General features: G+C 58.3%; 18 protein-coding genes and 1 pseudogene. 14 read left to right on the top strand and 5 right to left on the bottom strand.

What is annotated here, in order from left to right:
- The 3 genes and pseudogenes from ACJ8PE_RS24795 to rpiB form a co-directional block, all read right to left on the bottom strand.
- A pseudogene (locus tag ACJ8PE_RS24795) lies at nt 1-245 on the bottom strand (transketolase); the annotation flags it as partial.
- Nucleotides 246-263: 18 nt separating this feature from the next.
- A complete protein-coding gene (gene tal / locus ACJ8PE_RS24790) occupies nt 264-1,214 on the bottom strand; it encodes a transaldolase (RefSeq protein WP_016926754.1) in 951 nt (316 codons plus the stop codon).
- Nucleotides 1,215-1,407: 193 nt separating this feature from the next.
- Complete coding sequence (gene rpiB / locus ACJ8PE_RS24785; RefSeq protein ID WP_033643988.1) at nt 1,408-1,866, bottom strand: ribose 5-phosphate isomerase B; 459 nt, start codon at nt 1,864-1,866, stop codon at nt 1,408-1,410.
- A gap of 318 nt (nt 1,867-2,184) precedes the next feature.
- Between rpiB and ACJ8PE_RS24780 the strand changes: the two genes are divergently transcribed.
- From ACJ8PE_RS24780 to ACJ8PE_RS24755, 6 genes are all read left to right on the top strand, one after another.
- A complete protein-coding gene (locus ACJ8PE_RS24780) occupies nt 2,185-3,297 on the top strand; it encodes an MDR/zinc-dependent alcohol dehydrogenase-like family protein (RefSeq protein ID WP_033643987.1) in 1,113 nt (370 codons plus the stop codon).
- A gap of 66 nt (nt 3,298-3,363) precedes the next feature.
- The gene (locus ACJ8PE_RS24775; protein ID WP_197793760.1) at nt 3,364-4,632 is read left to right on the top strand and encodes an MFS transporter; all 1,269 of its coding nucleotides are present in this window, start codon (nt 3,364-3,366) and stop codon (nt 4,630-4,632) included.
- A gap of 35 nt (nt 4,633-4,667) precedes the next feature.
- Nucleotides 4,668-5,438: an SDR family oxidoreductase gene (locus ACJ8PE_RS24770; protein WP_197761645.1), complete on the top strand. Its 771-nt coding sequence runs from the start codon at nt 4,668-4,670 to the stop codon at nt 5,436-5,438.
- 29 nt (nt 5,439-5,467) lie between these two features.
- On the top strand, nt 5,468-6,469 hold the full coding sequence (locus ACJ8PE_RS24765; RefSeq protein ID WP_015378693.1) for a dihydroxyacetone kinase subunit DhaK: 1,002 nt from the start codon (nt 5,468-5,470) through the stop codon (nt 6,467-6,469).
- A 3-nt stretch (nt 6,470-6,472) separates the two neighbouring features.
- Nucleotides 6,473-7,129, top strand: a complete 657-nt coding sequence (gene dhaL, locus ACJ8PE_RS24760; protein WP_197793761.1) for a dihydroxyacetone kinase subunit DhaL — start codon at nt 6,473-6,475, stop codon at nt 7,127-7,129.
- Nucleotides 7,130-7,224: 95 nt separating this feature from the next.
- Nucleotides 7,225-8,187, top strand: a complete 963-nt coding sequence (locus tag ACJ8PE_RS24755) for a sugar-binding transcriptional regulator (protein WP_004936575.1) — start codon at nt 7,225-7,227, stop codon at nt 8,185-8,187.
- A gap of 65 nt (nt 8,188-8,252) precedes the next feature.
- Here the strand turns inward: ACJ8PE_RS24755 and ACJ8PE_RS24750 are convergent, their stop codons facing one another.
- Nucleotides 8,253-8,846: a lytic polysaccharide monooxygenase gene (locus ACJ8PE_RS24750; protein WP_033643984.1), complete on the bottom strand. Its 594-nt coding sequence runs from the start codon at nt 8,844-8,846 to the stop codon at nt 8,253-8,255.
- 404 nt (nt 8,847-9,250) lie between these two features.
- On the opposite strand from ACJ8PE_RS24750, the gene ACJ8PE_RS24745 reads away from it, so the two are divergent.
- Nucleotides 9,251-10,192 (top strand): LysR family transcriptional regulator, encoded by a 942-nt coding sequence (locus ACJ8PE_RS24745; RefSeq protein ID WP_025303805.1) that lies wholly within the window; start codon nt 9,251-9,253, stop codon nt 10,190-10,192.
- 85 nt (nt 10,193-10,277) lie between these two features.
- Here ACJ8PE_RS24745 and ACJ8PE_RS24740 read toward each other — a convergent pair whose 3' ends face one another.
- A complete protein-coding gene (locus ACJ8PE_RS24740) occupies nt 10,278-11,777 on the bottom strand; it encodes a glycosyl hydrolase family 18 protein (protein WP_033652572.1) in 1,500 nt (499 codons plus the stop codon).
- Nucleotides 11,778-12,069: 292 nt separating this feature from the next.
- Here ACJ8PE_RS24740 and ACJ8PE_RS24735 point away from each other — a divergent pair, with 292 nt between their 5' ends.
- The 7 genes from ACJ8PE_RS24735 to ACJ8PE_RS24705 all read left to right on the top strand — a co-directional run.
- On the top strand, nt 12,070-12,396 hold the full coding sequence (locus tag ACJ8PE_RS24735) for a phage holin, lambda family (protein WP_033643982.1): 327 nt from the start codon (nt 12,070-12,072) through the stop codon (nt 12,394-12,396).
- Nucleotides 12,386-12,787: a M15 family metallopeptidase gene (locus ACJ8PE_RS24730; RefSeq protein ID WP_033643981.1), complete on the top strand. Its 402-nt coding sequence runs from the start codon at nt 12,386-12,388 to the stop codon at nt 12,785-12,787. Before ACJ8PE_RS24735 ends, ACJ8PE_RS24730 begins: the two co-directional genes overlap by 11 nt.
- Nucleotides 12,784-13,164, top strand: a complete 381-nt coding sequence (locus ACJ8PE_RS24725) for a DUF2570 family protein (RefSeq protein WP_197793762.1) — start codon at nt 12,784-12,786, stop codon at nt 13,162-13,164. The genes ACJ8PE_RS24730 and ACJ8PE_RS24725 overlap by 4 nt, the downstream gene beginning before the upstream one ends.
- Nucleotides 13,145-13,318, top strand: a complete 174-nt coding sequence (gene lysC, locus ACJ8PE_RS24720) for an Rz1-like lysis system protein LysC (protein WP_004936544.1) — start codon at nt 13,145-13,147, stop codon at nt 13,316-13,318. Before ACJ8PE_RS24725 ends, lysC begins: the two co-directional genes overlap by 20 nt.
- Before the next feature lie 215 nt (nt 13,319-13,533).
- A complete protein-coding gene (gene maeB / locus ACJ8PE_RS24715) occupies nt 13,534-15,813 on the top strand; it encodes an NADP-dependent oxaloacetate-decarboxylating malate dehydrogenase (protein ID WP_074055737.1) in 2,280 nt (759 codons plus the stop codon).
- Between the two features lie 109 nt (nt 15,814-15,922).
- Nucleotides 15,923-16,132: a type II toxin-antitoxin system Phd/YefM family antitoxin gene (locus tag ACJ8PE_RS24710; protein WP_004936539.1), complete on the top strand. Its 210-nt coding sequence runs from the start codon at nt 15,923-15,925 to the stop codon at nt 16,130-16,132.
- A 391-nt stretch (nt 16,133-16,523) separates the two neighbouring features.
- Nucleotides 16,524-17,038: colicin-like bacteriocin tRNase domain-containing protein (locus tag ACJ8PE_RS24705; protein WP_442536943.1), on the top strand; the 515-nt coding region annotated here is incomplete at its 3' end.

Genomic DNA, 17,038 nt, shown 5'->3' with positions numbered 1-17,038 from the left:
AGGTCGTAGCCGGTGAGGTGCAGGAGGCTGTAAATCAACATGGAGCCGTGGCCGTTGGAGAGCACGAAACGGTCGCGGTCAGCCCAGTGCGGGTTAGTCGGGTTGTGGTTGAGGTAGTCGCGCCACAGGACTTCGGCGATGTCCGCCATGCCCATAGGGGCCCCCGGGTGGCCGGAATTTGCTTTTTGTACGGCGTCCATGCTGAGTGCGCGGATGGCGTTGGCAAGCTCTTTACGAGAAGACATAACGAAACTCCAGTGCGATTACAGTTGAGCGGCCAACATGTCTTCCAGCTTCTGCTGGTCGACGGCGAACAGGCGGATGCCTTCGGCGAGTTTTTCCACCGCCATGGCGTCCTGATTGTGCAGCCAGCGGAATTCCGCTTCGGCCAGCGGAGCGGGTTGGTGGAAGCCCTCGGTCGACGGGGTCAGCTTGCGCTCGACCGGCTGTTCGCTGTTTTTCAGCTGTTCCAGCAGGTTTGGCGCGATGGTCAGGCGATCGCAGCCGGCCAGCGCCAGGATCTGCTCAACTTTGCGGAAGCTGGCGCCCATAATCACCGTCTGGTAACGATGACGCTTGTAGTATTCATAGATGGTGCGCACCGATTTCACGCCCGGATCCTGATCGGCGTCGTAGTCGGCGGCAGGCTGTTTAGCCTGGTACCAGTCATAGATGCGGCCGACGAACGGCGAGATCAGATACACGCCGGCTTCGGCGCAGGCGCGGGCCTGAGCGAAGGAGAACAGCAGCGTCAGGTTGGTGTTGATGCCTTCTTTTTCCAGCTCTTCGGCGGCTTTGATGCCTTCCCAGGTGGAAGCCAGCTTGATCAGGATGCGCGATTTGTCGATGCCCTGTTCCTGATACATGCCGATCAGTTTGCGCGCTTTGGCGACGCACATGCCGCGGTCGAACGACAGGCGGGCGTCCACTTCGGTGGAGATGCGGCCCGGCACGCTTTTGAGGATCTCGACGCCGATGTTGACGGCCAGTTTATCGCTGGCGTTGATCAGCTGGGTTTCCTTGCTGCCGCCCTGGCGGCGGGCATACTCCAGCGCTTCGGTGATCAGCGCTTTGTACTGCGGCAGCGCGGCGGCTTTCAGGATCAGCGAAGGGTTGGTGGTGGCGTCCTGGGGTTCGAACTGGCGGATGGATTCGATATCGCCGCTGTCGGCGACCACCGTGGTCAGCTGCTTGAGTGCGTCTAATTGATTCATTGATAAGCTCCTTGACCAAGCTCAACGTAGGGAAATGAGAACCTTTTTCATCATAGGGGGAACACACTGCATCATCGGATCGAGAATGAAAATGCGCTTTTTCTGATTGTTGCGATGGATAATAACAATGAATGACGAATAAACCCAGGCGGAGCGCGGCTTGCGCGCGACCGCCATCGAGACTGCAGGCGATTTAACGCCGGCCGACCGCGTTTTCGTAATAGCCGATCCGCTCGACTTTCGGCGCCGAACCTCCCCCTTCAAACTCCGATTCCAGCCAGGCATCGACGATGGTTTTCGCCAGTTCGGCGCCGATGACCCGCGCGCCCAGCGTGATGATCTGCGCATCATTGCTTTTGCGCGCCCGTTGGGCGGAGTAGGTATCGTGACATTGCGCCGCGCGAATGCCGGGCACTTTATTGGCCACGATGCTCATACCGATGCCGGTGCCGCACAGCAGGATCCCCCGCCGATGTTTTTCCTCCCGTATCGCCTGCGCGACGCGATAGGCGATATCGGGATAGATCCCCGTTTCTGCGGTGCGATCCGTCGTGTAGTCAATGACGGGAATGTCCCGTCGTTGCAGGTGGGCGACGATCAGATCCTTCAATTCAATGGCGGCATCGTCGGCGCCGATGGCGATAGGCAGCATAGCGGTCTCCTGATTGGTAACGAAAAGGGCGGCGATCCTCGGTGGCGCCACGTTCATTACCGTATCTCTGTTTAATCAAATGTTCAATTGATGTTCTTTTGTTTTTTACCTGATTTTTCTGTTCCTCCCTTTAAAAGGTGACATTCGTCACTAAAAAAGAGGTTTTAATCGTTATTTATCCTCATGTAGACGGGTTTTTGAGCGATATCACAGTTTGGCAAGTTCTCTGTGGGCAAATTGAACGCGTGACGTTAGTGTTCATTTGTTCTTTGTTTGTGTTATTGATCATAAAGAGTCACCCTACCAGAGGAGAGTGCTATGTGTCAGACCTGCATGACAGAGGCGAAAATGGCGGACGGTATCCCCGAGATCATGAAGGCGGTTGTGGCGTACGCCCCGAAAGATTACCGCCTGGAACAGGTGCCGGTACCGAAGATCGGCCCGAAAGAGATCCTGGTGAAGATCGAGGCCTGCGGCATCTGCGCCGGCGATGTTAAAGCGTTCGAAGGGGCGCCCAGCTTCTGGGGCGATGAAAAACAACCGGCATACATCAAGGCGCCGATGATCCCCGGTCATGAGTTTATCGGCCACGTGGTGGGATACGGCGAAGGCGTCGAGGGCTTCAATCTCGGCGATCGGGTGATATCAGAACAGATCGTTCCCTGTTGGCAATGCCGCTTCTGCAACCGCGGCCAGTATTGGATGTGCGAAAAGCATGACCTGTACGGTTTCCAGAAAAACGTCAATGGCGGCATGGCCGAGTACATGAAGTTCACCAAAGAGGCGATTAACTATCACGTACCGGCCGATCTGCCGATCGAAAAAGCCATTCTGATCGAACCCTATGCTTGCTCCTTCCATGCGGTGCAACGCGCCAATATCAAACTGGGCGATGTCGTGGTGCTGGCCGGCGCCGGCACCCTGGGGCTGGGCATGATCGGGGCGATCAAAAAGTCCGGGCCCTCGAAGCTGGTGGTGCTGGATCTGTCCGACGAGCGTCTGGCGCTGGCGAAGCGCTTCGGCGCGGATGTGACGCTGAACCCGACCCGTGACGACGTGCCCGCGGCGGTTAAAGCGATGACCGACGGCTACGGCTGCGACATCTACATCGAGGCGACCGGCGCCCAAAAGTCCGTGGAACAGGGCCTGACGCTGATCCGCAAACTCGGCACCTTCGTGGAATTTTCCGTGTTCAAGGATCCGGTGACCGTCGACTGGAGCATCATCAGCGACCGCAAAGAGCTGGACGTGCTCGGTTCGCACCTCGGCCCTTACTGCTACCCGCTGGTGATCGAAGGCATCGCCAATGGCGATCTGCCGACCGAAGGCGTGGTGACGCATACGCTGCCGCTGGAACAGTTCGCCGAGGGCTTCGAGCTGATGAAGCGCGGCATCGGTTCAATCAAAGTGGTGCTTAATCCAAACCTCTGAAACCTGCATCGTTCTTCGGGTGCGGGCGAGCCTGCGCCTCCATAATCACATGTGCTGGGGTGTTCTATGTTGCATGGACTGATTCATCGCATTGGTCTGTCACCGAAACTGCTGCTGGGCTATGCCGGCGTGTTGGTGTTCATGATGGGCGAAGGGCTGGAACAAGGATGGCTGTCGCCTTATTTGATCGGCAAGGGGCTGAGCATTCAGGAATCGGCGCTGCTGTTCAGCGTTTATGGCTTTGCGGCCGCGATCGCCGCCTGGTTTTCCGGCGTGCTGGCGGAAATCTTTACCGCCCGGCGGGTGATGTTGGCCGGCCTGCTGCTGTTTCTGTTCGGTTCGGTGTGCTTTTTGACGTTCGGCCTGCCGAGCAACAACCTGGCGATCATGGTGCCGACCTATGCGCTGCGCGGCTTGGGTTATCCGTTATTCGCCTACGGTTTTCTGGTGTGGGTGGCGTATGAGGCGCCGCCGGAAAGGCTGGGGTCGGCGGTGGGGATTTTCTGGTTCGTCTACAGCGGCGGGCTCAGCGTGCTGGGCGTGCTGTATTCCAGCATCATGCTGCCTTATCTCGGCGAGATCCACACGCTGTGGAGCGCGCTGATTTTCGTCGTGCTGGGCGCGGTGATTGCGCTGATGCTCAATCGCGACGACGGCGCGGCACAGAGCGGCAACCGGGAAAAAGCGTCGCTGGGTTACGTCTTGAAAGGCATCACCATCGCGTTTGAAAACCCGAAGATCGGCCTGGGCGGCATCGTGCGCACCATTAATACCTCTGCGGCATACGGCTTCGTCGTATTCATGCCCATGTACATGATGGATATGGGATTCACCCGCACGCTTTGGCTGCAGATGTACGCCGCGCTGTGGACGGTCAACATCATTTTCAACCTGATTTTCGGCGTGATCAGCGACGGTCTCGGCTGGCGCAATGTGGTGATGTGGTTCGGCTGCGTCGGCTGCGCCTTGACCACGCTGATGTTCTACTACGTGCCGCAATTCTTCGGCGCCAATTACCTGCTGACCGTTTGCGCCGCCGGTTTGTTCGGCGCCTGCCTGGCGGCGTTCGTGCCGCTGTCGGCCATCATGCCGTCGCTGGCGCCGGACAATAAGGGCGCGGCGATGTCGATTCTCAATCTGGGCGCCGGCCTGAGCACCTTTGTCGGCCCGGCGGTGGTGGGGCTGTTTATCGGCAGCCTCGGCACCGTTGGCGTGATCTGGATCTTTACCGGCTTGTACCTGTTCAGCGGCGTGCTGATGAAATTTGTCACGCTGCCGAAAGAAAGCGCGACGGCGCAGGAAGAACGCGGCGCGAGTTTGGCGAAAATATCCTGACCGAGGGTGAAGTTCACCGTTTTAAGGGGAAATATATGATTAATCATCAAACTACGGCGCCGCGCGAGCTCTCGCTGCAGGGCAAGGTGGCGCTGATTACCGGCGGCGCTGCGGGGATCGGCCTCGCTATCGCCGAACGCTATCTGCAAAACGGCGCGCGCGTGGCGCTGCTCGATCGTGCGCCGCAGGTTGCGGAAGTGGCGCGACAGCTGGACGCCGAGGCGGCGGTGGGCGTCGTGGCCGACGTCACCGATGCCGCGTCGGTGGAGCGGGCGGTGGCGCAGATTGAGGCGCATTTCGGGCGGCTGGACGTGCTGGTCAACAGCGCCGGCATCGTCGCGCTGCATCCCGCTGAGGAACTGCCGGAAGTGGCGTGGGATGCAACCCTGGCGGTCAATCTGAAAGGCGTGTTTCTCACCTGCCAGGCGGTGGGCCGCCGTTTCATTCGCCAGCGCGGCGGCAGCATCATCAATCTCGCCTCGCAGGCCGGGGTGGTGGCATTGCCGAATCACCTGGCCTATTGCGCCAGCAAAGCGGGCGTTCTCGGGTTGACCCAGGTGCTGGCGCTGGAGTGGGGGCCACACAACGTGCGGGTCAACGCCATTTCACCCACCGTGGTTTTGACGGAGCTGGGGCGCAAAGCCTGGTCTGGCGAGGTGGCTGAGCAGATGAAGCAGAAAATTCCGCTGCGGCGCTTTGCTGAGCCGCAAGATATCGCCGCCAGCGCCCTGTTTTTGGCCGGTGACGCGGCGGCGATGATCACCGGCGCCAACCTGGTGGTCGACGGCGGTTACACCATTCAATAATTTCTTATTCAGGCGACAGAGAGGCCGCGATGAACAGAATCATTAACGATCCCGATCACGTAGTGGAAGACGCCATTCAGGGCTATAGGCTGGCCCACCCGGACTATTACGCCGCCACCGACAATGCGCGGGTGTTGAAATATCCGCCGGCGCCGATCGCCGGCAAAGTGGGCATCGTCACCGGCGGCGGTTCCGGCCATGAGCCGGCGTTTCTGGGGTATGTCGGCAAAAACATGCTGGATGCCGTCGCGATTGGCGAGATTTTTTCATCGCCTACGGCGGGGGCTTTTCTCGACGCGTTCAAGGCGGCGGACAGCGGTGCGGGCGTCGCTTGCCTGTACGGCAACTACGCCGGCGACAACATGAACGTCAAGATGGCGATCAAGAAGGCCACGGCGGCCGGCATACGGGTGAAAACCGTGGTGGCCAACGATGACGTCGCCTCGGCGCCGGCCAGTGAGATCGATAAACGGCGCGGCGTGGCCGGAGAAATTCTGATGTGGAAGGTCGGCGCGGCGGCGGCGGCCAAGGGATACGATCTGGATGGCGTGATCGGCGCGGCGCAAAAAGCCATCGACCGGTGTCGTTCGATCGGCGTCGGCCTCAGTTCCTGCACCATTCCCGCGGTCGGCAAACCCAATTTTCATATCGAAGACGGCAAGATGGAGATCGGCATTGGCCATCACGGCGAACCGGGCATTGAGGTGTCGCCGATCCAGTCGGCGTCGGCGATGGCCGGCACCATGCTCGATTTCGTGCTCAACGACATGCCGCTGGAACAGGGGCAGGAGGTGGCGTTGCTGATCTCCGGGCTTGGCGCCACGCCGGTGATGGAGCTGTATATCTATTATGCCGAAATAGAGCGTCGGTTGACGGCGAAAGGCGTGCGGGTGCATCGGCGCTACGTCGGCAATTACTTCACGTCGCTGGAAATGATGGGCGTGACGCTGACGCTGATGACGCTGGATGACGAACTGAAAACGCTGCTGGACATGCCGGCGCAATCTTTAGGCTTAACCCAGGTGGAGTGAATCATGACGGAACAAATTTCAACCCGGTACGGCAATGAGATCGTTACGGGGCTGATAGAAACCATTGTCAGCAACCGCGAATACCTGAGCGAAATCGACGGCGCCATCGGCGACGGTGACCACGGCATTAACATGTCGAAGGGATTCGCGATGTGCGGCGATGCCATTCGCGGCCGCGAGCTCACGTTGGCGCAGGCGTTCGATGCGGTTTCCGATGCGCTGATGGAGGGCATCGGTGGTTCGATGGGGCCGCTGTACGGCAGTCTGTTCATGGGCATGGCGGAGAGCGTGCGCGAGCGCAGCGTGCTGGATAAGCAGGCATTTTTGGCGATGTTGCACGGCGGATTGCGCGAACTGCAGGACATCAGCAGCGCGGGCGTGGGGGACAAGTGTCTGATGGATACGCTGATACCGGCGGTAGCGGCGTTTGAGCAGGCAGTGGGGCGCGGTGACGACTTCGCCGCTGCGCTGGAACAGATGAGGATCGCCGCGGCGCGCGGGCGCGATTCCACGCGCGAGCTGGTGGCGAAAATCGGCCGCGCCAGCCGTCTGGGCGAGCGTTCGCGCGGCGTACTGGACGCCGGCGCGGTATCTTGCTGCCTGCTCTTGACCCGATTGGCGGACGAGGTGGAGCAACGACTGAATACCGTTGCCGCCTGAACGCGTTATACTAGCGGGCATTCAGCATTGTCGGAGGGGCGTGTATCGTCCCTCCGCCATGATTAACCGGCCTGCCGTGGGGAAACGTCTAACGGATGGAAAAACAAACTGTGTCCCAGGATAACGAACTGCTGACCGAAATCGCCGTTGCTTATTATCAGGATGAGATCACGCAGGAAGAGATCGCCAAAAAGTTCGGCATCTCACGGATCAAAGTTGGTCGTTTGCTCAAGCGCGCCAAGGAAGAAGGCATCGTCGAGATCAACGTGCGTTATCACCCGGTGTTCAGCACCCGGCTGGAACAGCAGATGATGGAACGTTTTCCCATCAGCCGCGCGCTGATCGCGCTCGATCATCAGGACGAAGAGGAACAGCGTCGGCAAGTGGCGGCGCTGGTGTCCAACTACCTGGCGATGTCGCTGAAAGACGATATGGTGTTGGCGGTCGGGCAGGGACGCAACGTGGCGGCGATCGCCGATCACGTCGGCAGCGTGACGGAGCGCAACTGCAAGTTCATCTGCGGCATCGGCGGCACCCACCGTCCGGGCGATGCGATCAACGCCGACCATATCAGCCGGCGTCTGGCGAAGAAGTTCGGCGGCAGCAGCGAGACGCTCTATGCGCCGGCCTACGTCGAAAATCGCGCGTTGAAAGACGCCTTCATGCAGAACGGCACGATCAAGGAAACGTTGGATCGCGCGCGTAAGGCCGATGTGGCGTTAGTCGGCATTGGCGACATGAATGAAAACAGTTATATGGTGAAATTGGGGTGGTTTACGCCGCACGAGATTATCGACGCCAGCCTTAATCAGGGCGTGATCGGCGACATCGCCGGCTATGACTTTTTCAATGCCCAGGGGCAGCATGTCGATACGGTGATGAATGACCGTGTGATTGGGCTGAGCATTGATGAGCTGCGCAAAATTCCGTGCGTGATCGCCATTGCCTCCGAGAATACCAAGGCGCTGGCGATTTTGGGCGCGTTGCGCACCGGCGCCATCGACATTATCGCCACCAGCGCGCTCAATGTGCGCACTATCCTCAACATGTCGCAATAGCGGCACCCGCAAAAAAGGGTTCAGCGCCAGGCTGAACCCTCCAGAGACATCCCCCTTTTGACGGATCAGTGGCTGAGGTTGACGTCGATCGCCTGATAGAAGGCGTTGGCGGTGTCGGCTATGTCCCACACGGCAAGGATCACGTGCGAACCGCTGCGATCTGCCGGTATGTTGCACTGGTGGGTGACCTGCGCGGCAGGGATGGCGCCGCCGTCGTTGAACTGGCAGAACGGCGTCAGGTCAAAGGAAGCGCGGGTCAGCGGTTGAGATGCGTCCCAGTTCGGCTTGGTGATGAAATAGCGCCAGCTGGTGGTGCTGTGACGCGCGGTCAGCTTCCAGGTAAAGGAGTTCGGGCCGGTTTTCAGGTTGAGCTTGTTCCAGCGCGTCGGCGTTTGCTGATCCAGTTCGAAGAAGGTGGACTTGTTGGCGCTGGCGATATGGCCGTCAACCGGGCCGGCCTGCGGGAAGCCTTTCAGGCCTTCGACGCTCTGCGGTTCGTACTGCACGCTGCCGCACTGGGTGTTGAGCTGCAGTTTGCACTGGTAGGCGCGGCTGGCCGGCGACTCGACATAACCGTGAGCATTCGCCTGTTGCGAAACGCCGAACATGGCCGCGCTCAGCAGGCCCAGAGAGAGCAGGGTACGGGAAGTTTTGTTCATAAGTCACTCCTGACTGAAATTATGTTGTAAGTTGAGCGTATTTCACCGACAAAATGAGAGACTAATAACGCAATTAGAAATAACCCTTCTTGTCGGCTTGTTTTATTTTTATCATTCTGGTCGTGCGATAGAGCGGAATGTTTTAACGGCTATTAACGAAAATTATTATGATGACGATCTTTGATCGTTAGGCTGAATTTATTTAACTGTCGCTGTGTAAAAGTAGGGCGCTATGATGAATTTTATATCAGGTCGTGATGAATAGTATTTAAGATAGCGCTCTCATTTATGAAGTATATTGCTTGTTGCTATGAGTACCCTTGTTCGATTTGATCGATTTTTGTGCGCCATCACCTTGGGAATTTAGTGTCATTTTTCTTATTTTATTTTAAAGAGGAATTTGTATGACTAGATTATCCCTGGACGCGATTAAAATAATCAGCACCATCAAGAGCACCGGTTCTTTCTCTATGGCGGCGGAAGCACTGCATAAAACGCCTTCGGCGATCTCTTATCGTGTTTCCAATATTGAAAGCAAACTCTGCGTGAAACTTTTTCATCGCAATGGCCCCATGATTACCCTGACGGATGAAGGGGAATTTCTCCTGCAGGAAGGCAGCTGGATATTAAATGCGGTGCAGGATCTGGAAAGCCGGGTGCGCAACATCCCCAAGCTGGACAATAATATCCGCCTGGCGGTAGACACCTTCTTCCCGTTAGAAACCCTGACGCAGGATATCCGCGACTATATTCAGCATTGCCCGAACGCCAGTATCTCGGTGCAGCGAGAAGCGTTGAACGGCACCTGGGATGCGCTGAAGAACAACCGGGCGGATCTGATCATTGCCATCGGCCAAATTCCCGACAGCGTGCAGGCCAAAACCCTGATGCTCGGTAAGCTCAACTTTGTGCTGTGCGTGTCGCCTTCGCACCCGTTCGCGGCGCAGAGAAAGCCAGTGTGCAAGAAACAGCGGTTGAACGACATCGTGGTGGTGATCGCCGACAGCAGCCATGAGCTACCCAAGCGCAATCACGGCACGCTGCCCTTGCAGCGTCAGTTGGTGGTATGCGATGTGGAAAGCAATCTGGCGCTGCTCAAGCGCGGCATCGGCCACGCTTTTCTGCCGCCTGCGCTGATTGAAAAGGAACTGGCCAGCGGTGAACTGGTGACGGTGCCGGTGGAGATGCAAAAGGGGGACGAAATGATTTGGCTGGCGTGGCACCCGGCCAGCAAGGGCGCCGGGTTTAACTGGTGGCATGAGCGGCTGACGCGCAAAAGCGATGTCTACAGCCTGATGGGCCGCGAAGTGGTGCGGGATGGCGGTTATCCTTGGTGCCACAACTGAAGGAATAGAGACGAAGGGACGCGAAAATCAAACGGTTAGCTCAATGAAAACCCCGCAGCATTCGGCTACGGGGTTTTTTTACGGCTTACGCCACGCGGCCCACCTTCAGCCAGGCGCCGTCAGAACCGGGCGCCGAGGTGATGTAACCCCATTTGGTTTGCCAGACGTAGCCCTGGTAGGACACCAGCGCGCCCTGCGCGTAAGTGGTGCCCGGCACATAAGCCGGCGCGGTCATGATCGGCAGGTTGCCGGGGCCGACGCCGGTGTAGCGCAGCCCGGTGCCCATATCCAGCTGGCTGTCGTCGTAGTCCGCGGCGTTGAAATAGCGATCCAGCGAGGCCAGCAGATCGCCGTTGCGGTTGTCTTGACCCAGATGCCAGAACATCACGCCGCCCAACTGCTGCTGCTTGATGTATTTCGCTTTGTATTTGAAGCTCTCGGCATCGTCATAGGTGACGAACAGCCCTTTCTGCGCATGATACAGGTAAGGCGTTTTGGTCTTGTCGTTCCACAGCCGCTGATAGCCGTAGTTGCCCAGCAGCATCTGCTCCAGCTGGCGATAGGAGGCGATGCGCGGATCTTTGTCGCGCACGCACTCTTCGCAGCCCACCAGCCAGTAATCGGTGTTCGGGTACGGATCTTCGCCCGGCGTGCTGTGGCTGCTGTATTGCCCGCCGTTGCCGCCGCTGACGCCCTTGAAGGCGCGGCCGTAGAAGGGCACGCCCATCACGATTTTGGCGCTCGGCACGCCTTCCATCATCAGGTGTTGCTGTACCGCGGCGTCGACCGTCAGGCTGAACGGGCTGGGGAAGGCGCGGGTCAGTTCTTCCCAGCTCCAGCCCAGGTTGGCTTCGCGCAGCGCATTGTAGAAGGTCGGCCCGGCCGCATCGCCGAACAGCGCCGCCTGGTGGTTGGTTACCTTCTCCCAGGGGCCGGCCAGATCGTAGGTCATCAGGTTGATGTAATCGAGCGGCGCGACGATCTGCGCCAGCTTGCTGTAATAGCGCGACAGGAAGAAGGCGCCGCCGGCGCCGGCGATGGTCAACTGGTACGGCAACGCCTGGCGGCCGTCGGCGACGGTTTGCTGGTTCAGCAGGGTGCGGATCTCCTGCAGCGCGGCGATGAAACCGTCCACTTCCGAGGCTTGCGGGTACTCCCAGTCGATGTCCACGCCGTCGAAGCCGTAATCCTTCATGATGCGCACGCAGGATTGGGCGAACTTGGCGCGCGACGCCGGGGTTTTCACCGCGTTGACGTAGTTGGCGTGCGACACGCCCAGATCGTTGGAGTAGTACCAGCCGCCGATGGAGAACATGATGCGCAGGCTGGGGTTGTGCGCTTTGAGCGCGGTCAGACGGTTGACCACATCGCGCGCCTTGGCGTCGTTGGTGGCCGGATCCCAGGCGCATTCCAGATTGCTGTTGATATCCAGGAACGAGAAGTTAATGTGCGTCAGCTGTTTGGCTTTGGCCGGCGTGATGTTGGAAACCGGGAACGGCACGACAGACGTATCGGTCTCGGTGTAATTATTGATTTGGTTGGTCGGAATAAAATAATACCCAATAACGGCTTTACGTGTGGACATGGCATTTCTCCAGAATGGATGTTTTCGATGGGGAAATATTTCCCGTTGCCATTAATGTTTATTTTTCGCAGAAATAACAGTCGAAACAAATCACGATAAGAATGAATTTTTTATTCACTGCCGCCTGCCTTGGCGTTTATGTGTTGTGCCAGCATTCAGCATGAATGAATTCGACTATAGGGCCTGTATTTATTCATTTGCTTTGTAATAGCATCCTTAACTAGATTCTGAGTATCCGATGTCCCACCGGCCGTGATTGGCATTTAATTAAAAATAAAAAAGGAGATGAGCTATGTCCAGCATAGAGCCTGACGCTGTTGGCTTAATAGTCCAGCGAGTATGTGAATATCTTCAGCCGGTATTGAACGCCATTCTGGCTGGCGTGATGGCGCTATTACACGGCGCCTATCGCAACGTGGGTATTCGGCGACGTTTGTTGAATGCGGCGATGTGCGCGTTATTGGCCTGGACGGTGCGCGATGCGCTGGCGTTGATGGGCCTGGAATTAAACTGGGCGAATTTGGCCAGCGTATTGATTGGCTTTATGGGGGCGGATTACATCAACGCCTTAATTAAAAAATTCATCGGCAAAAAAACGGGGTTTAAAAATGTTAAATGACATCGAAGAGATTCGCTTTACCGCCCGCAGCGAAGAGAACCTGCGCGGCGTGCATCCGGATCTGGTGCGCGTTATTCGTCTGGCGCTGCGCTATTCCCTGGTGCCGTTTTCCGTTAGCGAGGGGCTGCGCAGCATGGCGCGCCAGCGGGAAATGGTGCGCGCCGGCAACAGCCAAACGCTGCGCAGCCGCCATCTGACCGGACACGCGGTGGACGTGGTGGCGATGCCGGCGGGCGTGGTCTCCTGGGAGTGGGATTACTACGCGCAAATTGCGGTGGCGGTGCGGCGCGCGGCGCGTGAATGCGGCATCAACGTCGAATGGGGCGGCGAATGGAAGACCCTCAAGGACGGCCCGCACTTCCAGCTGCCGTTTCGGGACTATCCGGCATGAGCGGCTGGCTGCAAAAACTGATGCAGGGCGTTTTGCTGCTGCTGTTGCTGGCGGCCATCTGCCTCGGCGGCTACAGCGCGTTGCTGTCGCACCAGTTGGTGTCCGCGCGGCAACAGGCGGCGGAATTGCAAAAAAGCCTGGCGCAGCAGGCGGGGCTGATCGCCACCCTGCAGACCCAGGATGCGCAAAATCGTGCGCTGATGGCGGCGCAGCAGCGGCAGGAACAGCAGCTGCGCCAACAACACGAGGCTTATCAGAGGAAATACCGTGAAGCGATTAAAAACGATCCCTGCGCCGCTCAGCCTCTGCCTGGCGCTGTGTTTGAGCTCCTGCGCCCGGCCGCCGGCGCCGCAGGCCGTGCCGCTGTTGCCCCCTGAGTCGGTATTCGCTCCCTGTGAGCAACCGCAGTTGCAGGGGGAGACCTGGGGCGATGCGGTAAGCTATGCCCTGGCGTTACAAACCTCGTTACACATTTGCGCCGGCCAGGTGGAGACGCTCAACGCCTGGCGCGCCACGCTGCCGCCGCGCTGACGGCGGCGCTTGTCTGACTTGTCCCGCAGGCCTTCTTTTTTTACTTTTAAAACGGTCTTTCGACCAAGGTTATGGCGCGCTTCAAAGTTTGTGATGTTTCTCTCACTATACTTCAAGGCTGTGCCCTGTCATTGTACCTGGGCGCCATGGCCCACGGCAGGGCGCAGCCTCAAAGCCTTACCTCAACATAAAAGCAAAAAACAAAGGAATCCATAATGGACGAACAGCTCAAACAGAGTGCCCTTGATTTCCATCAGTTTCCTGTCCCAGGGAAGATCCAGGTTTCCCCAACCAAACCGTTGGCGACCCAGCGCGATCTGGCGCTGGCTTATTCGCCGGGCGTCGCCGCGCCTTGCCTCGAGATCGCCGAAGATCCGCTGGCGGCCTACAAATACACCGCGCGCGGCAACCTGGTGGCGGTAATTTCCAACGGCACGGCGGTACTGGGTCTGGGCAATATCGGCGCGTTGGCCGGTAAGCCGGTGATGGAAGGCAAGGGCGTTTTGTTCAAGAAGTTTTCCGGTATCGATGTATTTGATATCGAAGTGGATGAGCATAACCCTGACAAATTAATCGACATTATCGCCGCGCTGGAACCGACCTTCGGCGGCATCAACCTGGAAGACATCAAGGCGCCGGAGTGTTTCTACATCGAACAGAAACTGCGTGAGCGCATGAAGATCCCGGTGTTCCACGACGACCAGCACGGCACGGCGATCATTACCACCGCCGCGGTGCTCAACGGCCTGCGCGTGGTGAAGAAGAACATCTCCGACGTGCGGCTGGTGGTGTCCGGCGCCGGCGCGGCGTCCATCGCCTGCCTGAACTTGCTGGTGGCGCTGGGGCTGCGTCAACAGAACATCACCGTCTGCGACTCCAAGGGCGTCATCTATAAAGGCCGCGACGCCAATATGGAACAGACCAAAGCCGCCTACGCCATCGAGGATAACGGCCAGCGCACGTTGGGCGACGCCATCCCGAACGCCGACATCTTCCTCGGCTGCTCCGGCCCGGGCGTGCTGACGCAGGATATGGTGAAAACCATGGCGCGCGATCCGCTGATCATGGCGCTGGCCAACCCGGAACCGGAAATTCTGCCGCCGCTGGCCAAAGCGGTGCGCCCGGACGCCATCATCTGTACCGGCCGTTCCGACTACCCGAACCAGGTGAACAACGTCTTGTGCTTCCCGTTCATTTTCCGCGGCGCGCTGGACGTGGGCGCCACCACCATCAACGAAGAGATGAAGCTGGCCTGCGTGCATGCCATCGCCGATCTGGCGCTGGCGGAACAGAGCGACGTGGTAGCCTCCGCGTATGACGATCAGGATCTCTCCTTCGGGCCGGAATACATCATTCCGAAACCGTTCGATCCGCGTCTGATCGTCAAGATCGCGCCGGCGGTGGCCAAGGCGGCGATGGACTCCGGCGTGGCGACGCGCCCGATCGAAGACTTCGACGCCTACGTGGAGAAGCTGGCGGAGTTCGTCTACAAAACCAACCTGTTCATGAAACCGATCTTCTCGCAGGCGCGCAAAGAGGTGAAGCGGGTGGTGCTGGCGGAAGGTGAGGAAGAGCGCGTGCTGCACGCCACGCAAGAGCTGGTGTCGCAGGGGCTGGCTTTCCCGATCCTGGTCGGCCGTCCGAGCGTGATCGAGATGCGCCTGAAAAAGCTGGGTCTGCAGCTGACGCCGGGCAAGGATTTCGAAGTGGTAAACAACGAATCGGATCCGCGCTTTAACGAATACTGGGGCGAGTACTACCAGATCATGAAACGCCGCGGCGTCTCGCAGGAACAGGCGCGCCGTGTGGTGATCGGCAACCCGACGCTGATCGCCGCCATCATGCTGCACCGCGGCGAAGCGGATGCGATGATCTGCGGCACCATCGGCAGCTATCACGAGCATTACGACGTGGTGAAGAACGTGTTCGGCTTCCGTGAAGGCGCGCACGTCGCCGGCGCGATGAACGCGCTGCTGCTGCCGAGCGGCAACACCTTTATCGCCGACACCTACGTCAACGACGATCCGACCCCGGAACAGCTGGCGGAGATCACCCTGATGGCGGCGGAAACCGTGCGCCGCTTCGGCATCGAGCCGAAGGTGGCGCTGCTGTCTCACTCCAGCTTCGGGTCTTCCGACTGCCCGGCGGCGCGCAAGATGCGCAAAACGCTGGAGCTGGTGAACGAGCTGGCGCCGGAGCTGGAGATCGACGGCGAAATGCACGGTGACGCCGCATTGGTGGAAAGCATCCGTCACGATCTGATGCCGGACAGCCCGCTGAAAGGCTCGGCCAACCTGCTGATCATGCCGAACATGGAAGCGGCGCGCATCAGCTACAACCTGCTGCGCGTCTCCTGCTCGGAAGGGGTGACCGTCGGGCCGGTGCTGATGGGGGTCGCCAAGCCGGTGCACATCCTGACGCCGATCGCCTCGGTGCGCCGCATCGTCAACATGGTGGCGCTGGCGGTGGTGGAAGCCCAGACCGAACCGCTATAAGCCCGGGCTGAGTGACTGGCCCCCTGCGCCGCTGGCGCCGGGGGCTTTTTTATTTCCAGCGGACGTGGTACAAATAATCGTCAAATATGTACATGTACAGGTAAAGAAAATGACTACGATCAGCTACACGGCGGCGAGAAACAATTTGGCTGAGGTGCTTTTGGAAGCGCAAAAACAGCCGGTGGAAGTGACGCGCCGCGGACACGATGAGGTTTACATCATCAGTAAGGCCGACTATGAGGTCTTGGTCAAAGCCAAGGTGAAAGCGCGCATTCAGGCTAAACACGCGGATACGATTAAGGCGCTGGCGAATAGATGATCTTTTTGACCGCAGAGGATATTGCGGAATTCAATGCTGAAATAGTGCCTCACGGCCGCCAGGAAGGCAGAAAAGTTGAGGCTGCCGCCAACCGCGTGCTTAGGGGAGAGTGTCAATATTGGTAGTTATTGTACGTTAAGCTCATATTTTGCCTGTTAAACCTCAGCTCATTGACTTCGCTTAATTCCTTCGCGTAGTGCCTAGCCGCCACATATTATCTGCATTGTTCGTCCTTATGACGACGAACTTACTCACGCAAATCCCCTCTTTGTTTTGTCTGATATACAGCACAGCAGCTTGCTGGGTTAATGAATTGCTCCTCCTCTTAAATTCTTCTAGATTACTGTTCATGCATACAGTATTTGTGTGCAATTTCAATAGGAGATGAGTTATGAGTGGTGGTGATGGTAAAGACAGCCGCGGTCCTGGCGGTGGAGTGAATGGTGGGCCGACGGGGCTGGGTGGGGGTGGGGGTGCATCCGATCACTCCGGCTGGAGTTCGGAAAATAATCCATGGGGGGGCAAGGATAAAGACACTGGTGGACATACCGGGGGCGGCAATAACGGTGGGGACAGGGATTCTACCAACACCGGGAGTAACGTTAACCTGAGCCTGTTTCCGGAAGCACAAGCGTCTGTCGCGGTGGGGGCACAGTTCAATCTTTCACTGTTCGATGGCGCATGGGGATTCAGCCTACTGAAATCCCAAAAGGTACAATCGTTTATCACAAAATCGATAGCCAAAGTGAAAACGCTCGGTATTCCCACGGTAGGCACATTGTGGCGGACTAGTCTGTGGGGATTGGTCGTGGAAGGCATTACGCCAACCAAGATCGCTCCTGATGATATGTCTATGGTGCGACATATTGTGACGACACTCCCTGCGGATTTGGTCACTCAGACGCC

This window comes from Serratia sp. CY74737 (assembly GCF_052166775.1).
Lineage (GTDB): Bacteria > Pseudomonadota > Gammaproteobacteria > Enterobacterales > Enterobacteriaceae > Serratia > Serratia ureilytica.
This window is presented reverse-complemented; position numbering and strand designations above follow the sequence as displayed.

Coding starts and splice junctions, on each gene's coding strand:
- ACJ8PE_RS24765 (WP_015378693.1), top strand. CDS start 5,468: ATGAACAGAATCATTAACGATCCCGATCACGTAGTGGAAGACGCCATT.
- ACJ8PE_RS24755 (WP_004936575.1), top strand. CDS start 7,225: ATGGAAAAACAAACTGTGTCCCAGGATAACGAACTGCTGACCGAAATC.
- ACJ8PE_RS24730 (WP_033643981.1), top strand. CDS start 12,386: ATGTTAAATGACATCGAAGAGATTCGCTTTACCGCCCGCAGCGAAGAG.
- ACJ8PE_RS24770 (WP_197761645.1), top strand. CDS start 4,668: ATGATTAATCATCAAACTACGGCGCCGCGCGAGCTCTCGCTGCAGGGC.
- ACJ8PE_RS24775 (WP_197793760.1), top strand. CDS start 3,364: ATGTTGCATGGACTGATTCATCGCATTGGTCTGTCACCGAAACTGCTG.
- ACJ8PE_RS24780 (WP_033643987.1), top strand. CDS start 2,185: ATGTGTCAGACCTGCATGACAGAGGCGAAAATGGCGGACGGTATCCCC.
- ACJ8PE_RS24740 (WP_033652572.1), bottom strand. CDS start 11,777: ATGTCCACACGTAAAGCCGTTATTGGGTATTATTTTATTCCGACCAAC.
- ACJ8PE_RS24735 (WP_033643982.1), top strand. CDS start 12,070: ATGTCCAGCATAGAGCCTGACGCTGTTGGCTTAATAGTCCAGCGAGTA.
- ACJ8PE_RS24750 (WP_033643984.1), bottom strand. CDS start 8,846: ATGAACAAAACTTCCCGTACCCTGCTCTCTCTGGGCCTGCTGAGCGCG.
- tal (WP_016926754.1), bottom strand. CDS start 1,214: ATGAATCAATTAGACGCACTCAAGCAGCTGACCACGGTGGTCGCCGAC.
- ACJ8PE_RS24745 (WP_025303805.1), top strand. CDS start 9,251: ATGACTAGATTATCCCTGGACGCGATTAAAATAATCAGCACCATCAAG.
- rpiB (WP_033643988.1), bottom strand. CDS start 1,866: ATGCTGCCTATCGCCATCGGCGCCGACGATGCCGCCATTGAATTGAAG.
- dhaL (WP_197793761.1), top strand. CDS start 6,473: ATGACGGAACAAATTTCAACCCGGTACGGCAATGAGATCGTTACGGGG.
- maeB (WP_074055737.1), top strand. CDS start 13,534: ATGGACGAACAGCTCAAACAGAGTGCCCTTGATTTCCATCAGTTTCCT.
- ACJ8PE_RS24725 (WP_197793762.1), top strand. CDS start 12,784: ATGAGCGGCTGGCTGCAAAAACTGATGCAGGGCGTTTTGCTGCTGCTG.
- ACJ8PE_RS24710 (WP_004936539.1), top strand. CDS start 15,923: ATGACTACGATCAGCTACACGGCGGCGAGAAACAATTTGGCTGAGGTG.